The following is a 22,323-nucleotide window of genomic DNA, read 5'->3' as shown; positions in this document are numbered from 1 at the left end:
CTCATCAGAGGCCGGGGGTGGGGGCGTGCCGACCGGTCGACGAGTGCACTCCCGGGCGGTACTTGGGAATCCGAATGGTGATCTTCATCCCGGCGCCGACGCCCGTCTCGATCACCAGCCCGTGGTCGTCCCCGTACACCTGACGCAGCCGGTCGTCCACATTCGACAGCCCGATGCCCATCGACCCGCTCCGCTCCCCCGCCAGGATCCGCCGCAGTACCGCCGGGTCCATGCCCACCCCGTCGTCCTCGATCGTCACCATGGCCTCGGCCCCGGCGTCCTGGGCCACGATGACGACCCGGCGTTCGTCCGGCGAGTCCTCCAGGCCGTGTTTGACGGCGTTCTCGACCAGCGGTTGCAGACAGAGGAACGGCAGTGCCACTGGTAGCACCTCCGGCGCTATCCGGAGGGTGACCTTGAGTCGGTCGCCGAAACGGGCTCCGGCGAGCGCCAGGTACTGCTCGATGGAGCGCAGTTCGTCGGCGAGCGTGGTGAAATCGCCGTGGCGGCGGAAGGAGTAGCGGGTGAAGTCGGCGAACTCCAGCAGCAGTTCCCGCGCCCGCTCCGGATCGGTGCGGACGAACGAGGCGATGGCCGCCAGGGAGTTGAAGATGAAATGCGGTGAGATCTGGGCGCGCAGGGCCCGGATCTCGGCCTCGATCAGCCGGGTGCGCGAGCGGTCGAGTTCGGCGAGTTCGAGCTGTACGGAGACCCAGCGGGCGACCTCCGTCGCCGCCCGGACCAGGACGGCCGACTCCCGCGAACCGTAGGCGACGAGCGCACCGAGCACCCCTTCCTCGCCGGTGAGCGGCGCGATCACGGCCCAGCGCAGCGGGCACTCCGGGTCGTCGCAGGTGGTCTCGACGCTCTGGCCGCGCCCGGTTTCCAGCATGTCGGCGACCCGGGCCATCACCCGCCGCTCATGGTGGCCCATGCCGGGTCCGTCCCAGGCGAGGACCGTCTCCCGGTCGGTGAGGCAGAGCGCCTCGGTGCCGAGCAGGGGGCGCAGCCGGCGCGCGGCCTTGCGCGCGGTGTCCGGGGTGAGGCCGGCCCGCAGCGGTGGGGCGGCGAGGGATGCGGTGTGCAGGGTGTGGAAGGTGGCGCGTTCGACGGGTGTGCCGAGGTCGAGATCGCGCCCCGCGCCGCGCCGCTCGATCGCCCGGCCGATGACGACGCCCGCGATGAGGAGAAGCGTCGCGGCCGCGGCCAGTGCGGCGATTGCGGTGCCCGTCATCGTTCCACCCCGGTCGGCCCGGTTCCGGCGGCGAGGTCCTCGGGCAGGTGTAGCCGGGCGAGGATCGCAGGGGTGCCGGGAGGCAGTCGGCGCTGGGTGGCCAGCGACACGAGCACCATGGTGAGGAAGCCGAGGGGGACCGACCAGACGGCCGGCCAGGCCATCAGGGTGTGCCCCCAGCCCTCGGGGGCCAGCCCCGCGCGGGTCGCCATGACGGCGGTGAGCGCGGCCCCGCCGCCGATGAGGAGTCCGGCCGCCGCGCCCGGGGGTGTGAGCCGTCGCCACCAGATGCCGAGGACGAGGAGGGGGCAGAAGGAGGACGCCGAGACGGCGAACGCGAGCCCGACCGCGTCGGCCACCGGCACGTCGGTGGCGACCACGCTGACCGCGAGCGGGACCGCCATGGCGAGCAGGGTGGCGAGCCGGAAGTGCCGTACGCCGCGCCGGGGCAGGACGTCCTGCGAGATCACTCCGGCGACGGAGAGGGTCAGCCCGGACGCCGTGGACAGGAAGGCGGCGAACGCCCCGCCGGCGAGCAGCGCGCCCAGCAGGTCCCCGGCCACCCCGCCGATCATCCGCTCCGGCAGTACCAGGACGGCGGCGTCCGCGGCGCCGGTCAGGGCGAGTTCGGGCGCGTATATCCGGCCGAGCGCGCCGTAGACGGGCGGTAGCAGATAGAACACGCCGACCATGCCGAGCACGATCAGGGTGGTGCGGCGGGCTGCCCGGCCGTCGGGGCTGGTGTAGAAGCGGACGGCGACGTGCGGCAGGCCCATGGTGCCGAGGAAGGTGGCGAGGACGAGTCCGTAGGTGGCGTAGAGGTGGTGACCGTCGTGACCGCCGGACAGGGGCTGCGACCAGCTCGTCGGATCGGCGCCGGAGCTGGCGCGCGCCGGGACGCCCGCCCCTTCGGGGAGACCGAGGCTGGTGCCCCGCTCGACGTGGTGGGCGCCCTCGTCGAGGGTGAGCGTGCGGTTCTCGTGGGCGGTGCCGTCGACGGTGCCGCTGACGGTGACGGTGAGCGGGCGGGCCAGTTCGATCCGTACGGTCTCGTCGATCCGGACGACGGTGTGTTCCCGCAGGAGCGCCGGGGCGTCGAAGCGTGCGCGGGGCGCGTCGTCGGCGTACCAGGCGGCGACCAGGAAGAACGCGGGCACCAGGAGGGCGGTCAGCTTGAGCCAGTACTGGAACGCCTGGACGAAGGTGATGCTGCGCATCCCGCCCGCCGCGACCGCACCGGCGACGACGAGGGCGACGACCAGTCCGCCGACCCAGTCGTCCGCGCCGGTGAGGATCTCCAGGGTCAGGCCCGCGCCCTGGAGCTGGGGCAGTAGGTAGAGCCAGCCGATGCCGACGACGAAGAGGCTGGCGATGCGGCGGACCGCCGCGGACTCCAGCCGGGCCTCGGCGAAGTCGGAGAGGGTGTACGCGCCCGAGCGGCGCAGCGGGGCGGCGACCAGGACCAGGAGGACGAGATAGCCGGCCGTGTAGCCGACGGGGTACCAGAGCATGTCCGGGCCCTGGAGGAGAACCAGACCCGCGATGCCGAGGAAGGAGGCGGCGGAGAGGTACTCACCGCTGATGGCGGCGGCGTTGAGGCCGGGGTCGACCGTGCGGGAGGCGACGTAGAAGTCGGAGGTGGTCCGGGATATGCGCAGTCCGAGGCCGCCGATGAGCACCGTGGCGAGCACGACGACGGTGACGGCGGTCACCGCGTACGTCTGGTTCACCGGCGGTCACCGGGGGGCCAGGCAGCCGGGAGGGGCGCGGGGAGCACCGTTCAGCGGCCTTCGACGAGTCGGATGAAGTCCCGTTCGTTGCGTTCGGCGCTGCGTACGTACCAGCGGGCGATCAGCCACAGCACGGGGTGGGCGGCGACGCCCAGGGTGGCCGCGACGACGAGGGGCGGTACGGGTGCGCCGCCGACGGCGCCGGGGAGCGCGAACAGCAGCGGCAGCGTGCCCACCAGCAGGGCGAGCGCTCCGAGCGCGCGGAGGGCGGAGCGCAGTTGGCTGCGCATCAGGGAGCGTACGTAGGTGGTGCCGAGGGTGGTCTGTTCGCTGATCTCGGACCGTGCGTGGGCGGGGCCGGGCCCCCGGCGGGCGGCGCGCGGCACCCCGGTGACCACCTCGCGGCGGGGGCGTTCCTCTGCGGGCATCGGTGTCCGCTCCAGCGTCTGTCGTACGAATCTCTTGAGCGGTGAGGAGTCTACGCAGCGACGATTACCGACGGTAGGTCCACAGCGGAATGCGAGACGCGGGGGGCGGCCGGCGTGGCAGGTGGTCAGCCCCTGGGGTGCCGCATCAGCAGTTCCCGTAGCTGCCGGGCGTGCCGGCGACTGACGGCCAGTTCCGCGGTCCCCACCCGGACGGTGGTCGCCCCCGCGTCCAGGCGCAGTTCGTCGATCCGGCCGAGGGCGACGAGATGGCTGCGGTGGATGCGGACGAACCCGCGCGCGGCCCAGCGCTCCTCCAAAGTAGAGAGCGGGATGCGGACCAGATGGCTGCCGCTCTCGGTGTGCAGTCGGGCGTAGTCGCCCTGGGCCTCGACATAGGCGATGTCGTCGATCGGTACGAAGCGGGTGACGCCGCCGAGTTCCACGGAAACCTGCTCGGAACCGGCCGCGGGGTGCGCGCCGGTCACCGCGGGTGACTCCGGCGTTCGGGGGGCGCCGGCCAGGTCGCGGACCCGGCGGACGGCCTCCGCGAGCCGTTCCCGGCGTACCGGTTTGAGCACGTAGTCCACGGCCTTGAGGTCGAACGCCTGGACGGCGAAGCCCTCGTGGGCGGTGACGAAGACGATCAGCGGCGGCTGGGCGAACCGGGCGAGCAGCCGGGCGACGTCGAGTCCGGTGAGCCCGGCCATGTGGATGTCGAGGAAGACGACGTCGATCCCGCCGTCGCCGCCGGGGGGCGCGTCCAGGGCGCGGCTGATGCGGCGCAGTGCGTCGGCGGCGTCGGTGGCCCCTTCGGCGCTGGTGATCCGGGAGTCCGAGCGCAGCAGATAGAGCAGTTCCTCAAGCGCCGGTTTCTCGTCGTCGACGGCCAGTACGCGCACCATGCGGGGGAGTCTAGGGCGTGTCCGGCGTCATGACAGCGCTCCGTCCCCGGGAGGCCGACCGGGCGATCACTTCAGCAGTCGGGAGAGCCGTCGGTCGGCGAGCGGTTTGCCACCGGTCTGGCAGGTGGGGCAGTACTGGAGGGAGGAGTCGCTGAACGAGACCTCGCGGATGGTGTCACCACAGACCGGGCAGGGTTCGCCGGTGCGGCCGTGGACCCGTAGACCGCTCTTCTTCTCCGCCTTCAGCCGGCCGGCCGCGACACCGCGCGAACGCTCGACCGCGTCTTCGAGGGTGGTGCGCAGGGCGTCGTAGAGACCGCCGATCTCCGCGTCGTCGAGATTCTGTACGGGTTTGAACGGGGACATCTTCGCGGCGTGCAGGATCTCGTCGCTGTAGGCGTTGCCGATGCCCGCGATCAGGCCCTGGTCGCGCAGGGCGCCCTTGATCTGCCGTCGTTCACCGGCGAGCAGTGCGGCGAAGGCGGCGCGGTCGAACTCCTCGGCCAGCGGGTCGGCGCCGAGGCGGGCGATGCCGGGGACCTCGGCGACGTCCCGGACGAGATGGACGGCGAGGCGTTTGGTGGTACCCGCTTCGGTGAGGTCGAAGCCGCCGCCCGGGGCGAGCACGGTCCGTAGGGCGAGCGGGCCCTTGCCGGGACGCGGGGGTGTCGCCGGGAACTCGTCCTGCCAGCGGAGCCAGCCCGCGCGGGCGAGATGGACGGCGAGGTGGAGGCGGCCGGGGCCGGCCGCCCGGCCGGTCTGCGCCGCGTCGGCCGGTACCAGGCCCGATACCGGTGCCGAAGCCGGGGCCAGCTCGATGTCCAGCCATTTGCCGTACCGGTTCACCGCGGTGACCCCGGCGCCCTCGACGGCAGTGAGAGGAGGGTCGTACGTCTTGAGGACATTGATGGTCAGGGGCAGGACACGGGCGATCTCCTGTCCCACCAGATGGCCGACGAGAAACTCTCTCAGCGATTCCACTTCGGGCAGTTCCGGCATGTCTCCAGGGTGCCGCAGCGCCGACCCCGCCGCAGGTCCACGGCGTACGTCCCCGGGTGGATCCGGCCCGTCCGGGGGCGCCTCCCAGCGGTAGCCGGCCGAGTTCGCGGACGGCCCCCGGCCCCCGGGCGGTGTCGTGGGGAGCGGCTTCACTCCAGGGCCCGTCCAGGGCACCGGCCCTCGTGCCCGGGGGCCGCGCCGGCCGGCGGCTCAGCCGGTCACGGTCAGCAGCTCCGCCAGCTCCTCCCCCAGGCTCCAGGCCAGCCGGTCCAGGTCGGGTAGTGCCTTGCCGTCCGCGACCAGGCCGATGTGCACCCGGCCACCGTGGCTCGTCAGCGCGATCGACAGCGACTGTCCCCGGGCCAGGGGTGCCATCGGGTAGATCGCCCGCAGCGGACGGCCGCCCAGCGAGAGGGCGGCGCGCGGCAGCGGGACGCTGGTCACCAGGACGTCGAAGAGCAGCCGCGCCGCGCCCCCGGCCAGTGGTGCGCCGAAGCGGTGTGCCAGGGAGGGGAGTTGGTCGGCCAGTACGGCGACGGCCCCCGCACCGCGCAACGGGCCGGCCGCCTTGTTGCGCTCCATCGCCGTACGGACGGCGTCGAGCCGGGCGCGCGGGTCCGGTTCGGCGACGGGGAGTTCGAGCAGATAGGCGGAGAGCCGGTTGCCGGGTCCCGGCGGGGAACCGGGCCGGTGGCGGGAGACCGGGACGAGGGCGCGCGGTCCGGTGGCGGGCAGCCGTTCGCCGCGTTCCGCCGCCCATCGGCGCAGCGCGCCCGCGACGACCGCGAGCAGGACGTCGTTGGCGGTGCCGCCCACCACCGCCCGGACGCGGCGCACTTCCGCCAGGTCGAGCACGGCGGTACCGAGGCGCCGGGTGCCGCTGGGCCCGGCCGCGAGGGCGGGCAGCCCCCGGGCGTCGAGGCGGCTGGCCCGTACGACGGAGGCTCCGACGCCGACCGCACGCCCCAGATCATCGATACGGTCCCGGGCGAAGCCGAGCACACCGCGCGGATCGGCGGGCCGGGCGGGCGCGCGCCGGGCGCGGGCCCCGAGGGGGTCGGCGATCTCGTCGAAGATCCCGGCGCCGATGGCGACGGCGCGCATACCGTCGGCGAGTGCGTGGTGGAGCTTGACGAGTACCGCGAAGGAGCCGTCGGCCCCACCGGTCAGCAGATACATCTCCCACGGCGGACGCCCGCGTTCGATGGGCCGTTCCATGAGTTCACCGGCGATCCCGGTAGCCCCGGTGGTGAACTCGCCCGCGGGAAGGCAGATGTGGTGGAGGTGCCGGTGCACGTCGAAGCCCTTGTCGACGGTCCAGGCGGCCCCGCCGACCGGCAGCCAGACGTCCCGGACGCGCATCCGCAGTCGCGAGATCGCGGCGGCGCGGGTGGCGAGCAGGCCCAGGATGTCGTCGGTGGTGGCGCTCTCGGCACAGGTACCTTCGGCGCGGGTGTCTCCGGCATGAGGATCTCCGACGCGGGTGCCGTCGCCGCGGATGCCGTCGCCGGGCGCGAAGAGCGCGAGGGCGCCGAGGTGCATCGGGTGCCCGGTGGAGTCGAGGTGCCAGAACGCCAGATCCAGGGGGGCGAGAAGCTCGCTGCTCACTGTGTCCTCATGTCCGTGCGGGAGGGGGCGGGAGGCCCGTGCGGGAGGGAACATCGCGTCATCCGTGCCCGCCCGACCTGTCGGGCACCTGGAACTCGCACCACACGCATTTACCGGTACCGCGCGACTCCACACCCCACGCGTCCGCCAATTGGTCCACCAGCAGCAAGCCCCGCCCCGATACGCCCGACTCGCCCGCCTCCCTGCGCCGGGGCAGCGCGCTGGAACGGTCCTCGACCTCCACCCGCAGCCGCCGACGCGCCCCGGCCAGCACCCGGACCGTCGCGATCGCGCCGCCGTCCGTGTGCAGCAACGCGTTGGTCATCAGCTCGTCGGCGACGAGTTCGATCTCGTCCGCCCGGTCCCCCGCCCCCCAGGCAGCCACCGCCCAGCGGACCATATGGCGGGCCGAGCGCAGCGCCTCGGGGTCGTTCGGCGCCACGTGCTGCCGCAGCCTGCCGCCCGCCCGGGTGGTCACCACTCCCCTGCGGCGGAGCAGCAGCAGCGCCACGTCGTCGTCGCCGCTCCGCTCGTCCACCACCTCGCACAGCCGGTCCGCCAGCAACTGGATATCGCGCGGCCCGTTCCGCACCAGCGCCGTCAGGAGCTGCATTCCGTCGTCGAGATCGGAGCCGGGCTGCTCGACCAGGCCGTCCGTGTAGAGGAGAAGGGTCTGACCGGGGTCGAGTTCCACGGTGCTGACGGGGTACTCCAGCCGGCCGAACTCCGCCGAGAGGCCCAGCGGCATCCCGCCCTCCACCGGCAGCCGGCGGCAGCTCCCGTCGGTGTCCCGCAGGAGGGGGTCGACATGGCCGGCGCGGACGATCTGGACCACCCCGGTGGACAGGTCGGCCTCGGCGTAGAGACAGGTCGCGAACCGGTCGGTGTCCAGCTCGTGCAGGAACACCGAGGCACGTGCCATGACGGTGGCCGGGGTGTGCCCCTCGGCGGCGTACGCCCGCAGCACGATCCGGAGCTGTCCCATGACCGCCGCCGCGTCGGTGTCATGGCCCTGGACGTCGCCGATGACCGCGCCCACCCGGCCCCCGGGCAGGGGGATGACGTCGTACCAGTCGCCGCCGATGTCCCGGCCCATCCGCGCCGAACGGTAGCGGACCGCGATCTGCGCCCCGGGCACCTCGGGAATCCGCCGCGGCAGCATCGCCTGCTGGAGCCCCTCGGCGAGATCGTGCTCCTGGTCGTAGAGCACGGCGCGCTGGACGCTCTGCGCGATGCTGCTACCGAGGGCGACCAGCACCGTGCGCTCCTCGGCGTTGAAGCCGGTCCGGTCGCTGTAGAGGAGTCCGAGCGCCCCGATCGGCTGGGCCTGGGCGATCAGCGGCAGATAGACGGCGGCCTCGATGCCGAGCCCCCTGATATGCGGCCAGAGCACGGGGTAGGACGCGGCGAAGTCCTCCGGCGACTCGATGAAGCGGGGCCGCAGGGTCCGGACCACCTCGCTCATGGGGTACTCGTCGTCCACCCGGGTGTAGCGGGTGCCGGGCACGAATGCCTCCTGCGGCCCCTCCGCGACCAGATGGATCCGGCCACCGGCCTCCACCAGCCCCAGCACCAGGCTGGCCGCGCCGAAGTGCTCCAGGCCGTGGGCGTCCTTGAGGACGTCGATGACGTCCTGGACGGTCCGGGCGTGGGCGAGGGCGGCAGTGGTGGACTCGACGACGCCGGTCCGCCGCACCCGCCCGGCGTCCGCCTCCACACGAGCGGTGGAGTCGGCGAGTTCGTCGTCGGCCGCCCGGACGATCCCGATGATCCGTCGCGGCCGTCCGGTGTCGTCCCGGCGGACCCGGCCCTGACTGTGCGCCCAGCACAGCCCGCCGTCACCGCGGCGGATGCGGAAGTACGCGCCGTAGTGGTCGCTGCCGTTCTTGAGCGCCTGGGCCACCTGCGAGTCCAGCCGGGCGGCGTCGTCCGGCGGCATTCGGGAGGTGAGGCTCTCCCGCCGGCCGTCGTAGTCCTCCGGTCGCACACCGAGCACCTGGAGGGCGGTCTCGTCCAGATGCATCAGCCCGCTGGGCAGGTCCCAGTCGAAGCTGCCCATGCCGTTCAGGGCGAGACTCTCCCGCGGACCGACCGGCCAGTCGTCGGGAAGTGACAGGCCCCCCGTCGCCCGATCAACCATGGAGCCACTCTGTCATCATTTGTCGGATTCTTCGACTGTCGGGGCGGGCTTTTCTCAGCCCGCGAAGGCGTCCGGTCCGGCCGGCGGGTCGACGAGGTCGAGCGGGTCCGGGTCGAACGGCACGGCCCCTTCGTCGTCGGAGAGTACGCCCGGGTCGGCGGGCGACGGAACGACCTCGCCCGCCAGGTCCCCGGGAGTCGGATCCGCGGGGACCGGCGAGGACGGCTCCGGAGGGGCAGGGGACCGGCCGGGAGCGGGCGGCGGTGCGCCCTGCTCGTCGGAGGCCGCCGCGTCCCCGACGCCGGCCGGCTCGGACGTCGTGGGCGGGTAGGTGTAGATGTCGTCCGGCGCGATGGGCGGCAGTACGTCGGGCCTGATGTCCTCCTCACCGTCGCTGCCGGTCCGCCGGTCGATCCAGCCACTGTCGGCCACGTCGGCGATCACCAGACTGTCGACGGCCCGTGCGGCGGGCCTGACGACGACGGTCCGCTCGGACTGGTAGCCGGACCAGGGGCGGCCCTGGTGGAGCACGGAGCCCTTGGCGGCGACCGGGGGCGTCAGCGGATTGCCCCCGGCGCAGCGGACCCGTGGCGTCCCGTGCGGGTCGACCAGCACAGCGGTGCCCGCCTGGAGCACCGCCTGGCGGGCGACTGCCGCGTCGGCACGGTAGCCGTGGCTGGTGATCCGGGTGTCCGCGCGGAGTACGACGGGAGTCAGACCGCGGACGAAGCCCGGGAGCCCGGCCCGGGAGATCCCGGCGCCCCCGGCGAAGGCCCGCGCCCTGGCCGGGTCGGCGTCCAGGAGGGAGATCTGCCGCTCGGGGTCGCAGCTCCCGACGGAGTCGACACCGCCGTACAGACCGGGGGTCGCGCCGGAGACGGTGCGCAGGATCTGCCCCCGGAGCGGGCCGGCCCCGGATCCGCCGGTGGGCGCGGGCGGCTGGGGCGCGGGCGTGGCGAGGTCCCGTACCGACGAGGCGGTGTACGGATCCGGGCCCCGTACGGCGGCCGACTGGAGCAGCACCTTCGCCTCGGGCGGTGGGGCGACGTCCGCGCCGCAGCCGGCGAGCATCGGGCCGAAGGAGAGCGCCGCCGCCAGCCCCACGGCAGTGGTCCAGCGCCGGGGTCGGCGGCGGGACCAGCTCCGGACCGGCCGGGGGCCGGAGCCCGCGCGACCGCACGGCCGGTGGGCGCGGGACGGGCGGCCGGACGACCGACGGGTGGACCACCGACCACGAATGGGACGCACCGACATCTCCCGCCTCTTCAACTCGATAGGTCCCTCAAGTTCTGCCGGACTCCTGGCGCCCCCGCTACTTGAACGCGTTCAACAGACTGCGTACGCTCGACGCGGCAGCACATCGGACGGGGCCGGAAACGGGGGTGCGGGGCGGCGATGTCCGTACTGGTCAACCTGATCACCAGGCTCAGAACAGCGGCGCGGGTGCCCCCCGGCGGCACCGGCGCGAGGGCCCCCGTAAGGCCCGCGCCCGTTCGGCCCACGCTCACCTATCCGGAGGTGGGGGCCACTCGGCTCGGCCCACTGCCCGACGGCTATCACCATCTGCACCACACCGCCCGGATCGGCCGTGGCCGCGAGGTCTTCGAGGCGGCGGGCACGGCCGTGCTGACCTGGCAGGTCCACCGCGGGTCGGGCGTCCGGCTGCGCACCACCGCCCCGGGCGCGGCGCCCGGCGCCCGGGTGGAGGTCTCGGCGGGTCTTGGACCCGTGCGGATCGGTGCGCCGTGCGAGGTGGTGTGGACGACGGACGAGAGCCATCGCGCCGGCTTCGCGTACGGGACGCTCGCCGGGCACCCCGAGCGCGGCGAGGAGTCCTTCGTCGTGGACTTCCGCGACGACGGCTCGGTCTGGTTCACCGTCATGGCCTTCAGCCGTCCGGCCCGCTGGTACACCCGGCTCGCCGGCCCGCTCGTACCCCTGGCGCAGCGCGCGTACGCCCGTCGGCTCGGTCATACCGCGGGACGGATCGCGGGCAGCAATACTGGACGTGATGGAGTGGTTCGGCGACGGTGACTATTGGCTGAGCCGGCTGGTCTTCCAGCGGGCCCTGGCCGGTGTGTACGTGGTGGCCTTCCTCACCGCGGCGCTGCAGTTCCGGGCGCTGATCGGCGAGCGGGGGATGCTCCCGGTGCCCGCGTATGTCCGCCGGACGCCGTTCCGGCAGGCGCCCGGCCTCTTCCAGCTCCGCTACTCGGACCGACTGTTCGCGCTCTGCGCCTGGGCGGGGGTGGTGCTCTCGGCGGCGCTGGTGGCGGGGGCGGCGGACCGACTGCCACTGGCGGTGGCGATGGCCTGGTGGGCGGTGCTCTGGGTGCTGTACCTGTCCATCGTCAACGTGGGGCAGACGTGGTACGGCTTCGGCTGGGAGTCGCTGCTGTTGGAGGTGGGCTTCCTCGCGGTGTTCCTCGGCAACGAGCGGACCGCTCCGCCCGTGCTGGTGCTCTTCCTGCTGCGCTGGGTGCTCTTCCGGGTGGAGTTCGGCGCCGGACTGATCAAACTGCGCGGGGACCGCTGCTGGCGCGATCTGACCTGTCTCTACTACCACCACGAGACCCAGCCGATGCCCTCCCCGCTGAGCTGGTTCTTCCACCGACTGCCCCGGCCGCTGCACCGGATCGAGGTGCTGGCCAACCATGTGGCGCAACTGCTGCTGCCCGTGCTGCTGTTCACCCCGCAGCCCGTCGCGACGGTCGCCGCGGCGGCGATCGCGCTCACCCAGCTGTGGCTGGTGCTCTCCGGCAACTTCTCCTGGCTCAACTGGCTGACGATCGCGCTCGCGCTCTCCGCGATGGACGGCTCGCTGGTCGCCAGGCCGCCCGCGTCGCCCGCCGCCCCGCTCTGGTACGAGGTCGTGGTGCTCGCCGTCACCGCGGGACTGCTGTTCCTGAGTCACCGGCCCGCGCGCAATCTGTTCTCCCGCCACCAGCGGATGAACCGCTCGTACGATTCACTGCACCTGGTCAACGCCTACGGCGCGTTCGGCTCGGTGGGGCGGGTGCGCCATGAGCTGGTGGTGGAGGGTACGGACGACACGGCGACGCCGCACGTGGGCACGGTCTGGCGGGAGTACGGGTTCCGGGGCAAACCGACGGATGTGCGCCGGCTGCCGCGCCAGTTCGCCCCGTACCATCTGCGGCTCGACTGGATGATGTGGTTCGCCGCGCTCTCCCCCGCCTACGCCCGCCCCTGGTTCGGGCCGTTCGTGGAGCGGCTGTTGGCCGGCGACCGGGACACGCTGCGGCTGCTGGGCCACAACCCGTTCCCCGACGCTCCGCCCGCATATGTCCGCGCCCGGCTGTACCGCTACCGCTTCACGACCTGGCGGGAGCTGCGGACGACCGGCGCCTGGTGGCACCGCACCTTGGTACGGGAGTTCCTCGGGCCGACGCGGCTCTCCCGCTGAGAAGCGCCTCTTCCGCGGCAAAGGGGCGCTACTCGATGCGCCCAACGGCTGCGTGCCCCCCGCCTGAGGGCGGGGGGCACGGGATCAAGCGATCCGCTCAGTCAACACTGGGGAGGATGTGCGGCTCGGCGAGATCTTCCTCGTATCCCGCGAGCCGGATGGGGGCGGACCGGGCCCAGACTTCCAGGCTGCCGAGCTGACCGGGCCGGGAGGTCCGCTCAGCCGTGCGTTCCGGCGGTCGCTCGTCGTGCTTCTTCACCTCTGGTGTCACCGCGCACTCCTCTGTGTCGCGTAACTGGGACAACGGTGTTCGGTCGCGGTGGCGCCGGTTTTCGGGCGGGACCGCGGCCTGGTTGCAGACGTGTCCCTGGACGTCCAAGGGGCTTTTGTGAACCCCTCGGTGGCGTCCGTGGCCCCCAGATTAACCAAATGAGCGGTCACCCGCTCTATGGGGCCAGTAAATCGACGCACTTCTGGCCAACACCCCAGAGATTCACGGCATTTGTGATCGGATTGTCCGTCCGGAGCTGACCCGGATGGAGTAACGACCGGGGGAGCACGCTCCCCCGGTCGGCCTACCAGTTCGCCGGCGCGTAGTCCTTGAGGAAGCATCCATAGACGTCCTCGCCCGACTCGCCGCGCACGATGGGGTCGTACACCCGGGCCGCGCCGTCGACCAGGTCGAGCGGGGCGTGGAAGCCCTCCTCGGCCAGGCGCATCTTGTCCGGGTGCGGGCGCTCGTCCGTGATCCAACCGGTGTCCACGGCGGTCATCAGGATGCCGTCGGTCTCAAACATCTCCTGGGCACTGGTGCGGGTGAGCATGTTCAGCGCCGCCTTGGCCATATTGGTGTGCGGGTGCCCCGGGCCCTTGTAGCCCCGGCTGAAGACGCCCTCCATCGCGGAGACGTTCACCACGTACGCGCGGCCCGCGGCGGCGGCCATCGCCGGGCGCAGCCGGCTGATCAGGATGAACGGCGCGGTGGAGTTGCAGAGCTGGACCTCCAGCAGCTCCACCGGGTCCACCTCGGAGACCGTCTGGATCCAGCTATTGGTGTCGTGCAGATCGGGCACCAGCCCACCGGCGTCGATCGCGGTGCCCGCCGCGATGCGCTCCAGGCTGGCGGAGCCGGGGAGCAGGGCCAGGTCGGCGACGTCCTGGGCGCTCAGCCCCTCACCGCCGACGGCGGCGGGCAGCGCGGCGACCGATTCCACGGCGCCGCTGCCGAAGGTGCCGATGACCCGGGCGGGCGGCAGCTCGCCGGCGGGCAGCGGCGCGGACTCGGCGGCGACCAGTTCGCTGTATGCCTGCGGGGAGCGGCGCACGGTCTGCGCGGCGTTGTTGATCAGGATGTCCAGCGGGCCGTCGGCCGCCACCTCGTCCGCGAGGGCGACGACCTGCGCCGGGTCACGGAGGTCGATACCGACGATCTTGAGCCGGCCGATCCAGTCGTCACTGTCCGGCATGGCCTTGAAGCGGCGGATCGCGTCGCTCGGGAAGCGCGTGGTGATGGTGGTCTGGGCGCCGTCCCGCAGCAGCCGCAGGGCGATGTACATGCCGATCTTGGCACGGCCGCCGGTGAGGAGGGCGCGCTTGCCGGTGAGATCGGTGCGGGCGTCCCGGCGGGCCCGGTTCTCGGCGGCGCACTCCTGGCAGAGCTGGTGGTAGAAGGCGTCGACCTCGACATAGCGGGTCTTGCAGATGTAGCAGGACCGGGGGCGCTTGAGTATGCCCGCGATCTCCCCGGAGACGGACGAGCTGGGGAGCAGTCCCTCGGTCTCGTCGTCGATCCGCTCGGCGGAGCCGGTGGCGGTGGCCTCGGTGACCGTCTTGTCGTGGGCGGTCTTGGCGGCCCGGCGCTCCTGACGGCGGCGCTGCTTCACGGTGCGGTAGATACCGGCGGTGGCGCGGCGGACGGTGATCGCGTCGGGGTGGTCGACGTCCAGCTTGTCCAGTTCATCGAGCACACCTAGGCAGACGGCGAGCCGCTCCGGGTCGATACCTGGGCCGAATGCGGGGCTGTCGTCTGTCACCGTCATGGCCGTTGCCGTTCCTCGATCGCTCATACGCTGGGGGTTTCAAAAGCGCAACTTTACTCAGTGAAAGAGTGACGGCCAAATGAGTGCCCGCCCTGACCGGGATCCGCCTACCGACGGACGTGTCGCGCGGCGGACCCCGGAGGCGTCGGGGGCTGCCCCGCGCCGCCCGGATCGCCGCCTGGCAGCCGCCCGGCGGGGGGCTCCGACGGGCCTCCGGGGTCCCCGGACCGGTCAGCCCGCGGGCCGTCGCGGCGGGTGGTCGAAGACACAGTCGCCGCAGAGTCCGCCGCGCGGCGCGCGGTAGTAGAGACAGCAACTGTTGCGGCGCATCGCGGGGCCGTGCACCGTGCCGGCGAGAGCGGGGTGCGCGAAGAGTTCGGCGGCGAGCGCGCCGGCCCGGTCCACGACCTCGCTCCGCCCCTCGGCCCGGCCCCACTCGCCGATCTGGCGGACGGCGCCGGCGAGCGCCGATCCCTCGTTGCCCCGGAGGAGTTGCCGAGAGATCCGGGTGTCCCGGCGCAGCACTTCGGCGAGGGGGAGCAGATGGGTCTCCCGCACGGCCTCCCGGATGCCCGCCGCGGTGCCGGGCAGGGTGTGCGAGCCGGTGAAGACCAGATCGTCGGGTGAGGTGCGGTCCGGGGACCAGTACAGCCGCGCGGGGTCGAGGTCCGGTACCTCTCCGTACAGGGCGGCGGCGCCGAGCGCGATGGACCACAGCCGGGCGGCGAGGCCGAGCTGGGCGATGGAGGCGGCGACCCGGCGCTCCGGGGGCGTGTGGCGGGCGGCGACGATGTCGACGCGGTGGGTGAGCGGCGCGAGGTCTCCCCCGTACACCCGGGCCAGTGGCACGCCCTCGCCACCGGTGCCGGCCGGGGCCTCCGTCCGGAGGGCGAAGAAACCGCCCAGTGCGCTGAGCTCCCGCAGATCCACGCGTCCCCCGACCCTCTGTCACCCGTTCGTGGCCCGACCCCGCCAGAGTATCGATGTGCGGCGCGGGGAAGAATTCTCTCCACCCGCTCTGACCTGCTCGACAATCGGCCGTGCGACTTTTGGCTTACGCTCGTACTCCGTCGGCAGTACGTCCAAATGCCTGCTCAAGGACGACGACGTGACGGTGGAAAACGGAGATTGTGGTCTCTATGAGTTCCCTTGTGCTCGCCGTGCTCCTCTCTCTGGTCTCCGCGGTCGCCTACGCGGCCGGGGCGATCATGCAGGAGCACGTGGCGGCGACCACCCCCGCCCAGCCGTACGCACCGCTGCACCACGCCGGCTGGTGGTGCGCCGTGGCGCTGAACGGCGTCGGCGCGGTGCTGCATGTGATCGCCCTGGCGTACGGTCCGCTGAGCCTGGTCCAGCCGCTCGGCGCGCTGACGATCGTGTTCGCGCTGCCGCTGGCCGCCCTCTTCGTGGGGCGCAGAGCCGGCCGGGCCGCCTGGCGCGGCGCGCTGCTGGCGACGGTCGGTCTCGCCGGGCTGCTGGAGCTGAGCGGTGACGCCGGCTCGCGGTCGCTGGGCACGGGGCAGCGCGGGGTGCTCGCGGCGGTCACCCTCGGCACGGTGGCCCTGATCTTCCTGGTCGCGCAGACCATTCACCGTCCGGTGCTCCGCAGTGTGCTGCTGGCCTCGGCGGCGGGGGTGGCCTTCGGTATCGCCTCGGTGTTCACGAAGACCGTGGCGGTCGACTGGCAGTGGGCCCAGCCGCTGCTCCAGTGGCCGAGCCTGCTGGTGATAGCCGTGCTGGCCTCCGGTGGTCTGCTGCTCTCCCAGGCGTCCTACCGGGGCGCGGGCCTGGCGGCACCGCTGGCCACGGTCACGGTCGTCAACCCGGTGGTGGCGGCGGCCGTGGGCATCACGATGTTCGGCGAGAGCTTCCGTTACGGCGCCGTGGGCACGGTGCTGGCGCTGGGCTTCGCGACCGTGGCCGCCAGCGGTCTGATCATGCTGACGACGGAGCGGCTGGCCGCTTCGGTACCCCACCCCGCTCCGGTGGACACGGATCGGCCGGACGGCGCGGCGCGTCCCGCGGCGGCGGAGGCCGCGTCGTCGGACCCACTCCCGCCGCGGAGCCGGACAGCGGGTCCGCGGTCCACCGGGTCCGACCGCTCCGAAGGCACGCGCGCACCGGGACCGGGCCCGGGGCCCGGTCCCGCGCTGCGGGCGACGATCCCCGCCGTCCCGGAGCGCGAATCAGATCGAGACGCCGCCCGCCCTGAGGTAGGCCAGGGGGTCGATGTCGGACCCGTACCCCGGGCCCGTCCGAACCTCGAAATGAAGATGCGGTCCTGAGCTGTTGCCGGTGGAGCCCGAGCGGGCGATCCGCTGACCGCTGCCGACCTCCTGGCCCGCGCGGACGGTGAGCGCCGAGAGGTGCGCGTACTGGCTGTACCGGCCGTCGTGGTGCCGGATGACGACCTGGTAGCCGTACGAGCCGGCCCAGCCGGCCGAGAGGACCCGGCCGGAGGCGACGGCCTTGACCGAGGTACCGGTGGAGACGGGGAAGTCGACGCCGGTGTGGTAGCCGCTGGACCAGGAGGAACCGGTCTGGCGGTACGGGGTGCCGAGGGAGCCGTCGACGGGGGCGCTCAACCGTGAAGTGCGGGTGGGCCTGGTGTCGTTGACGGGCTTGGTCGCCGGCTTCTTCGCCTTCGGCGCCTGCTGCTTCGGCGCCTGCTGCTTGGGGGCCTGCTGCTTGGGGACCACCTGGCGGGGCCTGGTCTCCTGCCGCCGCTCGGTCTTCTCCGTCTCCCTGACCTTCTCCTGGACCCGGTCCTGGGTGCGGGGCTTGGGAGCCGTCATCCGCAGGACCAGCTTCTGGCCCGGATGGATCAGATCGGGGTCGGGGCCGACCGTCGCGCGGTTCTGCTCGTACAGCCGCGACCAGCCGCCCTTGACGTCCTGGTTGTCGGCTATTCGGGAGAGCGAGTCGCCGTGGGCCACGGTGTAGCCCTCGCGGCTGGTGGGCACGCTCGTCGGCGACATCTTCTGTTGAACGGTCTGCTGCGGCGCGGCGCGGCGGGTGGTCTCGCGCTCGCCCTGGCCGTTCTTGCCCTTCGCCTGGTCGGCGGTGGCCCGCCGCTCGGTCGTCAGGTCGGGCTTCTCCCCGCCGCGGTCGAGACCGGCACGGACCGAGCAGTTGGGCCAGGCTCCCGGGCCCTGTCCCTTCAGCACCCGCTCAGCGATGGCTATCTGCTGGTCCTTGCTGGCGAGATCGGCGCGCGGGGCGTACTCCCGGCCGCCGAACGCCTCCCAGGTGGACTGGGTGAACTGGAGCCCGCCGTAATAGCCGTTGCCGGTGTTGATCGTCCATTGGTTGGTGGACTCACAGGCGGCGACCTTCTCCCAGACGTCCACCGACGCTGCGTGGGTGGTGCCCGCGCCGATGAGCGGCAGGGCCATACCGGCGCCGCCCGCGGTGACCGTGAGCGAGGCACGGTTGATACGGCTCGGCTGGTATCGGCGGTGCCGACCGGTTGCGGCCATGGTGAGACTCCCCCACTGACATAGGTCGGATAACAGAAAGGTCACGTCAAGCGGTCAACTTAGGTGTTCGACGTGGATTATGACAAGGGCTCGCCCCGGGGCGCACCGTGGCAGAGGGGGCGGGTGGGCCGCCGCCCCCGGTCGGTCGCGGGCCCCCGCCTACGTGATCATAGGCGGACGACAGGCGGCGCCTGTGGCGGATACCACGCTCGGGGTCGGGGTCGACTGACACCTGACCCGTGGTGCCCCCGGGGACCCCCCGGCCGTCGACCATGAACGGGGCGGTCCAGAATTCAGGTGGGCGGACCACGCATCGGACCGACCACGCATCGGACCGGGAGAATGTGACCATGAACGATCGGCTCGACGACGTCCCCGGGGCCCGTACGGCCGCGCGGGCGACGGACTGGATCACCACGCCCATCACCGCGGACGTGCTGCGCGGCGCCCTGGAACTGGAGCGCACCGCACACGGGGTACTGCCACACCGGCTGCCCGCCCGCGCCCGCGCGCAGTGCCCCGACGGGCAGTTGGCGATGGCGGAGGCCCAGCCGTCCGGCGTACGGCTGGTGTTCCGCACCCGGGCGACCAGCATCGAACTGGACGCACTCCGCACCAAGAACGCCTACCAGGGTGCCCCGCCCCGTCCCGACGGGGTCTACGACCTGCTCGTCGACGGCCGACCGGCCGGACAGGCCAGGGTGACCGGCGGCAACCTCCTGCTGATGGACATGGCCACCGGCTCCGTGGAACACCGGCCGGGACCGGTCGGTACCGTCCGGTTCTCCGGCCTCCCCGACCATGTCAAGGACATCGGGATCTGGCTGCCGCACAACGAGATCACCGAGCTGGTGGCGCTGCGCACCGACGCCCCCGTCGAGCCCGTACCTGACGGGGGCCACAGGAAGTGGCTGCACCACGGCAGTTCGATCAGCCACGGCTCCGACGCAGCGAGCCCCAGCACCACCTGGCCCGCGCTGGCCGGCTCCCTCGGTGGTGTGGAACTGACCAATCTGGGGCTGAGTGGCAGCGCCCTGCTCGACCCGTTCACGGCCCGGGTCCTGCGTGACACCCCCGCGGACCTGATCAGCGTCAAAATCGGCATCAACCTCGTCAACACCGATCTGATGCGCCTGCGCGCCTTCGGCCCCGCGGTGCACGGATTCCTCGACACCGTCCGCGAGGGCCACCCCACCACTCCCCTCCTGGTCGTCTCGCCCATCCTCTGCCCGATCCACGAGGACACCCCCGGGCCCAGCACCCCCGACTTCAGCGACCTCGGCGCGGGACGGCTCCGATTCCTCGCCGCGGGCGACCCGGCCGAAGTGGCTACCGGGAAACTGACCCTCAACACCGTCCGGGACGAACTGGCCCGCATCGTGACCCAGCGGGCGGCCGACGACCCGAACCTGCACCACCTCGACGGCCGCGAGCTCTACGGCGCGGCGGACTTCGCCGAACTGCCGCTGCCCGACCAGCTCCATCCGGACGCCGCCACGCACCGCCGCATCGGCGAACGCTTCGCCGCCCTCGTCTTCGGCTCCGGCGGCGCCTTCGCCCGCCGGCCCGCCTGAACGGCCCACGGCGCGGCGGGCTCGGGCACCGGGGCGCGTCGGCCCCGGCGTGCGCGGGTGCGCATGCGCGGGTGCGCGCGCCGAACGGTCCGCCGGGGCCGCGCCCGGGGTTCCTCCGGGGGCTCCCGCCGCTCTCCCGCCGGGGGGCGACCGGAATGCGCGGAACGGACACCGGCTTGAAGATCGGTGCAGGACCGGGTCCGCCCGTACACGGAGATCACCACGGACCCGGATCGCCGACGGACAGCCAGGAGCACAGATATGAGTGGAACAACCCGGATCGGTGTCACGGGACTCGCGGTGATGGGCCGCAACCTCGCCCGTAACTTCGCCCGCAACGGCTACCCGGTCGCCGTGCACAACCGGACGGCGGCGAGGACCCGGGAGCTGGTCGAGGAGTTCGGCGACGAGGGCACGTTCGTGGCGGCCGAATCGGCGGAGGAGTTCGTCGCGGCGCTGGAGCGACCGCGCCGGTTGGTCATCATGGTCAAGGCGGGCGAGCCGACGGACGCCGTCATCCAGGAGTTCGCTCCGCTGCTGGAGAAGGGCGATGTCATCATCGACGGCGGCAATGCGCACTTCGCCGACACCCGCCGCCGCGAGAGGGAGCTGCGGGAGCGCGGTATCCACTTCGTCGGGGTGGGCATCTCGGGCGGCGAGGAGGGTGCGCTGCACGGGCCGAGCATCATGCCCGGGGGCTCGATCGAGTCGTACGCCTCGCTCGGCCCCCTGCTGGAGAAGATCGCGGCGAAGGCCCCCGACGGCGCGCCCACGGTGGCGCACATCGGTCCGGACGGCGCGGGCCACTTCGTCAAAATGGTGCACAACGGCATCGAGTACGCCGATATGCAGCTCATCGCGGAGGCGTACCACCTGCTGCGGGCGGTGGCGGGCTACTCCCCCGCCCGCATCGCGGAGACCTTCCGCACCTGGAACACCGGCCGGTTGGACTCGTATCTGATCGAGATCACGGCCGAGGTGCTCGCCCATACGGACGCGGCGACCGGAAAGCCCTTCGTCGACATCGTCACGGACCAGGCGGAGCAGAAGGGCACCGGCCGCTGGACCGTGCAGATCGCGCTCGACCTGGGGGTGCCGGTCTCCGGTATCGCGGAGGCCGTCTTCGCCCGCTCCGTCTCGGGCCACGCGGAGCTACGGGCCGCGTCGCGCGACCTGCCGGGGCCGGAGCCGGAGGCGCTGGACGAGACGGCGGCGGACGCGTTCGCCGCGCGGGTGGAGCAGGCGCTCTACGCGTCCAAGATCGTGTCGTACACCCAGGGCTTCCACCAGATCCGGGCGGGCAGTGAGACCTACGGCTGGGATATCGACCTCGGCTCGGTGGCGGCGATCTGGCGGGCGGGGTGCATCATCCGGGCGGCCTTCCTGGACCGGATCCGGGCGGCGTACGACGCCCGTCCCGAACTGCCGAGCCTCCTCTCCGACCAGCAGTTCGCGGCGGAGATCGGCGCGGCCCAGGACGACTGGCGCGAGGTGGTCGCTACAGCGGCCCGGCAAGGCGTCCCCACGCCGGGCTTCTCAGCCGCCCTCGCCTACTACGACGCCCTGCGGGCGGAGCGGCTGCCCGCGGCGCTCACCCAGGGTCAGCGGGACTTCTTCGGAGCCCACACCTACCGGCGTACCGACCGGGAGGGGGCGTTCCACACCCGCTGGGGCGGAGACCGGTCCGAGGTGCCCGCGGGCTGACCGGCCGCAGCCCTCCCGGGGACGGCGTCCACCGTCCCCGGGAGGGTCCGGGTCCTGTCCCACGCCGGGCGCGGGCGGGGTCCGGTCAGCGCCGGATCGGACCCGATCAGACCGGGCCGGGCGCGGGTTCGGGCTCGGGCGGCGGCGGTCCGGGCGTCGGGGGCCGCGGAACGGGGTCGGGAGACGGCCCCGGCGGCGGTCCTGGTACGGGTCCCGGGCCGGGCAGCGGGCCCGGTTCGGGTCCCGGTGGTCCCGGGGTGGGGACGGGTGAGGGCGGTACGGGTGGCTGGGTCATGCCGGACCTCCAGGGTTCGGAGTCATGCGTTCCCACTCTCTCTCGCTCCGCGTTCCCCCGCGCGGGCGATCCACTCACGTCCGGCCCCGTGGCCTCCGCCGGGGGGCCCGGGTCAGCGACCCGGCGCCCGCGCCACGACGGCGGCCCGGAGCCCGGTGCGCGGACTGGAGAGGACCGGTACGGCGGTGGACGTCCGATCCGCGGCGTCCGCCATCGATGCCTGGGCCAGCACGATCACGCCCGCGTCCGACACCGTGTCCACGGCAGCCGCCACCAGGTCGAGATAGCCGTCCCGGTCGCCCGCCCGGAAACGGTCCCAGGCCCCGGCGACCAGGAGGGTCCGCGGCGCGGGACCACTCCGGTTCCGGGCCGCCGCCTCCGCGCGGATCAGCGCCACCGTCGGCTCCAGCGTGTCGCGCAGCGCCGCCACCACCACGATCGGTCCCCCGGCCGCGACGGCCGCCGCGGCCATGGGACGGTCGACCCGCAGCACCGGGATCCCATGGTCACCGGCGCCCGCCTCGGCGACCGCGCCGATCGTGGAACACGTACACAGGACGGCACCCGCCCCATCGGCGACGGCCCCCGCGATCAGCCGCGCCACCTCGGGCGCGACCGCGTCCGGACCTTCCGCGACGGCGCGCGCCAACAGGTCCTCGCGGACCAGATGGCGCAGTGTCACGCCGGGGTGGTCCCGGTCGCGGAGGGCGTCGAAGACCGGGACATGGACGGGCGAGGTGTGCAGCAGTGCGAGCATGATCGGAAGG

At 72.9% G+C, this 22,323-nt stretch carries 18 protein-coding genes; 5 read left to right on the top strand and 13 right to left on the bottom strand.

From position 1 onward, the window contains the following. Positions 1-4 precede the first annotated feature (4 nt). The 8 genes from ACH4S7_RS33280 to ACH4S7_RS33245 all read right to left on the bottom strand — a co-directional run bounded on the left by ACH4S7_RS33280 (position 5) and on the right by ACH4S7_RS33245 (position 10,145). Positions 5-1,234 carry a sensor histidine kinase gene (locus tag ACH4S7_RS33280; RefSeq protein ID WP_398525107.1) on the bottom strand — a complete coding sequence of 410 codons (1,230 nt, stop codon included), beginning with the start codon at positions 1,232-1,234 and terminating at the stop codon, positions 5-7. Beyond that, the gene (locus ACH4S7_RS33275) at positions 1,231-2,964 is read right to left on the bottom strand and encodes a cation acetate symporter (protein WP_398525106.1); all 1,734 of its coding nucleotides are present in this window, start codon (positions 2,962-2,964) and stop codon (positions 1,231-1,233) included. Before ACH4S7_RS33275 ends, ACH4S7_RS33280 begins: the two co-directional genes overlap by 4 nt. 50 nt (positions 2,965-3,014) lie before the next feature. Beyond that, the gene (locus ACH4S7_RS33270) at positions 3,015-3,392 is read right to left on the bottom strand and encodes a hypothetical protein (protein ID WP_398525105.1); all 378 of its coding nucleotides are present in this window, start codon (positions 3,390-3,392) and stop codon (positions 3,015-3,017) included. Positions 3,393-3,517: 125 nt separating this feature from the next. Then, positions 3,518-4,294, bottom strand: coding sequence for a LytR/AlgR family response regulator transcription factor (locus tag ACH4S7_RS33265; protein WP_398525104.1), 777 nt, complete (start codon positions 4,292-4,294; stop codon positions 3,518-3,520). A gap of 66 nt (positions 4,295-4,360) precedes the next feature. Further along, on the bottom strand, positions 4,361-5,293 hold the full coding sequence (locus ACH4S7_RS33260) for an Fpg/Nei family DNA glycosylase (RefSeq protein WP_398525103.1): 933 nt from the start codon (positions 5,291-5,293) through the stop codon (positions 4,361-4,363). A gap of 210 nt (positions 5,294-5,503) precedes the next feature. After that, positions 5,504-6,901: a wax ester/triacylglycerol synthase family O-acyltransferase gene (locus ACH4S7_RS33255; RefSeq protein WP_398525102.1), complete on the bottom strand. Its 1,398-nt coding sequence runs from the start codon at positions 6,899-6,901 to the stop codon at positions 5,504-5,506. Between the two features lie 58 nt (positions 6,902-6,959). Next, positions 6,960-9,041, bottom strand: coding sequence for a SpoIIE family protein phosphatase (locus ACH4S7_RS33250; RefSeq protein WP_398525101.1), 2,082 nt, complete (start codon positions 9,039-9,041; stop codon positions 6,960-6,962). A 54-nt stretch (positions 9,042-9,095) separates the two neighbouring features. Further along, on the bottom strand, positions 9,096-10,145 hold the full coding sequence (locus ACH4S7_RS33245; protein WP_398525100.1) for a DUF6777 domain-containing protein: 1,050 nt from the start codon (positions 10,143-10,145) through the stop codon (positions 9,096-9,098). A 291-nt stretch (positions 10,146-10,436) separates the two neighbouring features. On the opposite strand from ACH4S7_RS33245, the gene ACH4S7_RS33240 reads away from it, so the two are divergent. Continuing rightward, the gene (locus ACH4S7_RS33240; RefSeq protein WP_398525099.1) at positions 10,437-11,075 is read left to right on the top strand and encodes a DUF1990 family protein; all 639 of its coding nucleotides are present in this window, start codon (positions 10,437-10,439) and stop codon (positions 11,073-11,075) included. Beyond that, complete coding sequence (locus ACH4S7_RS33235; protein WP_398525098.1) at positions 11,053-12,465, top strand: lipase maturation factor family protein; 1,413 nt, start codon at positions 11,053-11,055, stop codon at positions 12,463-12,465. The genes ACH4S7_RS33240 and ACH4S7_RS33235 overlap by 23 nt, the downstream gene beginning before the upstream one ends. A 97-nt stretch (positions 12,466-12,562) precedes the next feature. On the opposite strand, the gene ACH4S7_RS33230 is transcribed toward ACH4S7_RS33235, so the two are convergent. From ACH4S7_RS33230 to ACH4S7_RS33220, 3 genes are all read right to left on the bottom strand, one after another. Further along, the gene (locus ACH4S7_RS33230) at positions 12,563-12,736 is read right to left on the bottom strand and encodes a hypothetical protein (protein WP_398525097.1); all 174 of its coding nucleotides are present in this window, start codon (positions 12,734-12,736) and stop codon (positions 12,563-12,565) included. A 304-nt stretch (positions 12,737-13,040) separates the two neighbouring features. After that, positions 13,041-14,504 (bottom strand): SDR family NAD(P)-dependent oxidoreductase, encoded by a 1,464-nt coding sequence (locus ACH4S7_RS33225; protein WP_398525096.1) that lies wholly within the window; start codon positions 14,502-14,504, stop codon positions 13,041-13,043. Between the two features lie 231 nt (positions 14,505-14,735). Next, a complete protein-coding gene (locus ACH4S7_RS33220) occupies positions 14,736-15,434 on the bottom strand; it encodes a (2Fe-2S)-binding protein (RefSeq protein WP_398525095.1) in 699 nt (232 codons plus the stop codon). Between the two features lie 209 nt (positions 15,435-15,643). On the opposite strand from ACH4S7_RS33220, the gene ACH4S7_RS33215 reads away from it, so the two are divergent. Beyond that, positions 15,644-16,789, top strand: coding sequence for a DMT family transporter (locus tag ACH4S7_RS33215; protein WP_398525094.1), 1,146 nt, complete (start codon positions 15,644-15,646; stop codon positions 16,787-16,789). On the opposite strand, the gene ACH4S7_RS33210 is transcribed toward ACH4S7_RS33215, so the two are convergent. Continuing rightward, a complete protein-coding gene (locus tag ACH4S7_RS33210) occupies positions 16,691-17,983 on the bottom strand; it encodes a transglycosylase family protein (protein ID WP_398525093.1) in 1,293 nt (430 codons plus the stop codon). The genes ACH4S7_RS33215 and ACH4S7_RS33210 overlap by 99 nt on opposite strands. A 350-nt stretch (positions 17,984-18,333) precedes the next feature. Between ACH4S7_RS33210 and ACH4S7_RS33205 the strand changes: the two genes are divergently transcribed. Together ACH4S7_RS33205 and gndA are read left to right on the top strand one after the other, a co-directional pair. Continuing rightward, positions 18,334-19,557, top strand: a complete 1,224-nt coding sequence (locus tag ACH4S7_RS33205; RefSeq protein ID WP_398525092.1) for a GDSL-type esterase/lipase family protein — start codon at positions 18,334-18,336, stop codon at positions 19,555-19,557. Between the two features lie 261 nt (positions 19,558-19,818). After that, positions 19,819-21,261 carry an NADP-dependent phosphogluconate dehydrogenase gene (gene gndA, locus ACH4S7_RS33200; protein WP_398525091.1) on the top strand — a complete coding sequence of 481 codons (1,443 nt, stop codon included), beginning with the start codon at positions 19,819-19,821 and terminating at the stop codon, positions 21,259-21,261. A 407-nt stretch (positions 21,262-21,668) separates the two neighbouring features. Here gndA and ACH4S7_RS33195 read toward each other — a convergent pair whose 3' ends face one another. Next, the gene (locus tag ACH4S7_RS33195; RefSeq protein ID WP_398525090.1) at positions 21,669-22,313 is read right to left on the bottom strand and encodes an aspartate/glutamate racemase family protein; all 645 of its coding nucleotides are present in this window, start codon (positions 22,311-22,313) and stop codon (positions 21,669-21,671) included. Between the last annotated feature and the right edge of the window lie 10 nt (positions 22,314-22,323).

The sequence above is a fragment of the Streptomyces sp. NPDC020965 genome (assembly GCF_044333555.1).
Lineage (GTDB): Bacteria > Actinomycetota > Actinomycetes > Streptomycetales > Streptomycetaceae > Streptomyces.
This window is presented reverse-complemented; position numbering and strand designations above follow the sequence as displayed.

Excerpts from the sequence above, each read along its gene's own strand:
- ACH4S7_RS33280 (WP_398525107.1), bottom strand. The coding sequence starts at position 1,234 with ATGACGGGCACCGCAATCGCCGCACTGGCCGCGGCCGCGACGCTTCTC.
- ACH4S7_RS33270 (WP_398525105.1), bottom strand. The coding sequence starts at position 3,392 with ATGCCCGCAGAGGAACGCCCCCGCCGCGAGGTGGTCACCGGGGTGCCG.
- ACH4S7_RS33265 (WP_398525104.1), bottom strand. The coding sequence starts at position 4,294 with ATGGTGCGCGTACTGGCCGTCGACGACGAGAAACCGGCGCTTGAGGAA.
- ACH4S7_RS33260 (WP_398525103.1), bottom strand. The coding sequence starts at position 5,293 with ATGCCGGAACTGCCCGAAGTGGAATCGCTGAGAGAGTTTCTCGTCGGC.
- ACH4S7_RS33250 (WP_398525101.1), bottom strand. The coding sequence starts at position 9,041 with ATGGTTGATCGGGCGACGGGGGGCCTGTCACTTCCCGACGACTGGCCG.
- ACH4S7_RS33240 (WP_398525099.1), top strand. The coding sequence starts at position 10,437 with ATGTCCGTACTGGTCAACCTGATCACCAGGCTCAGAACAGCGGCGCGG.
- ACH4S7_RS33235 (WP_398525098.1), top strand. The coding sequence starts at position 11,053 with ATGGAGTGGTTCGGCGACGGTGACTATTGGCTGAGCCGGCTGGTCTTC.
- ACH4S7_RS33225 (WP_398525096.1), bottom strand. The coding sequence starts at position 14,504 with ATGACGGTGACAGACGACAGCCCCGCATTCGGCCCAGGTATCGACCCG.
- ACH4S7_RS33215 (WP_398525094.1), top strand. The coding sequence starts at position 15,644 with ATGAGTTCCCTTGTGCTCGCCGTGCTCCTCTCTCTGGTCTCCGCGGTC.
- ACH4S7_RS33210 (WP_398525093.1), bottom strand. The coding sequence starts at position 17,983 with ATGGCCGCAACCGGTCGGCACCGCCGATACCAGCCGAGCCGTATCAAC.
- ACH4S7_RS33205 (WP_398525092.1), top strand. The coding sequence starts at position 18,334 with ATGAACGATCGGCTCGACGACGTCCCCGGGGCCCGTACGGCCGCGCGG.
- gndA (WP_398525091.1), top strand. The coding sequence starts at position 19,819 with ATGAGTGGAACAACCCGGATCGGTGTCACGGGACTCGCGGTGATGGGC.
- ACH4S7_RS33195 (WP_398525090.1), bottom strand. The coding sequence starts at position 22,313 with ATGCTCGCACTGCTGCACACCTCGCCCGTCCATGTCCCGGTCTTCGAC.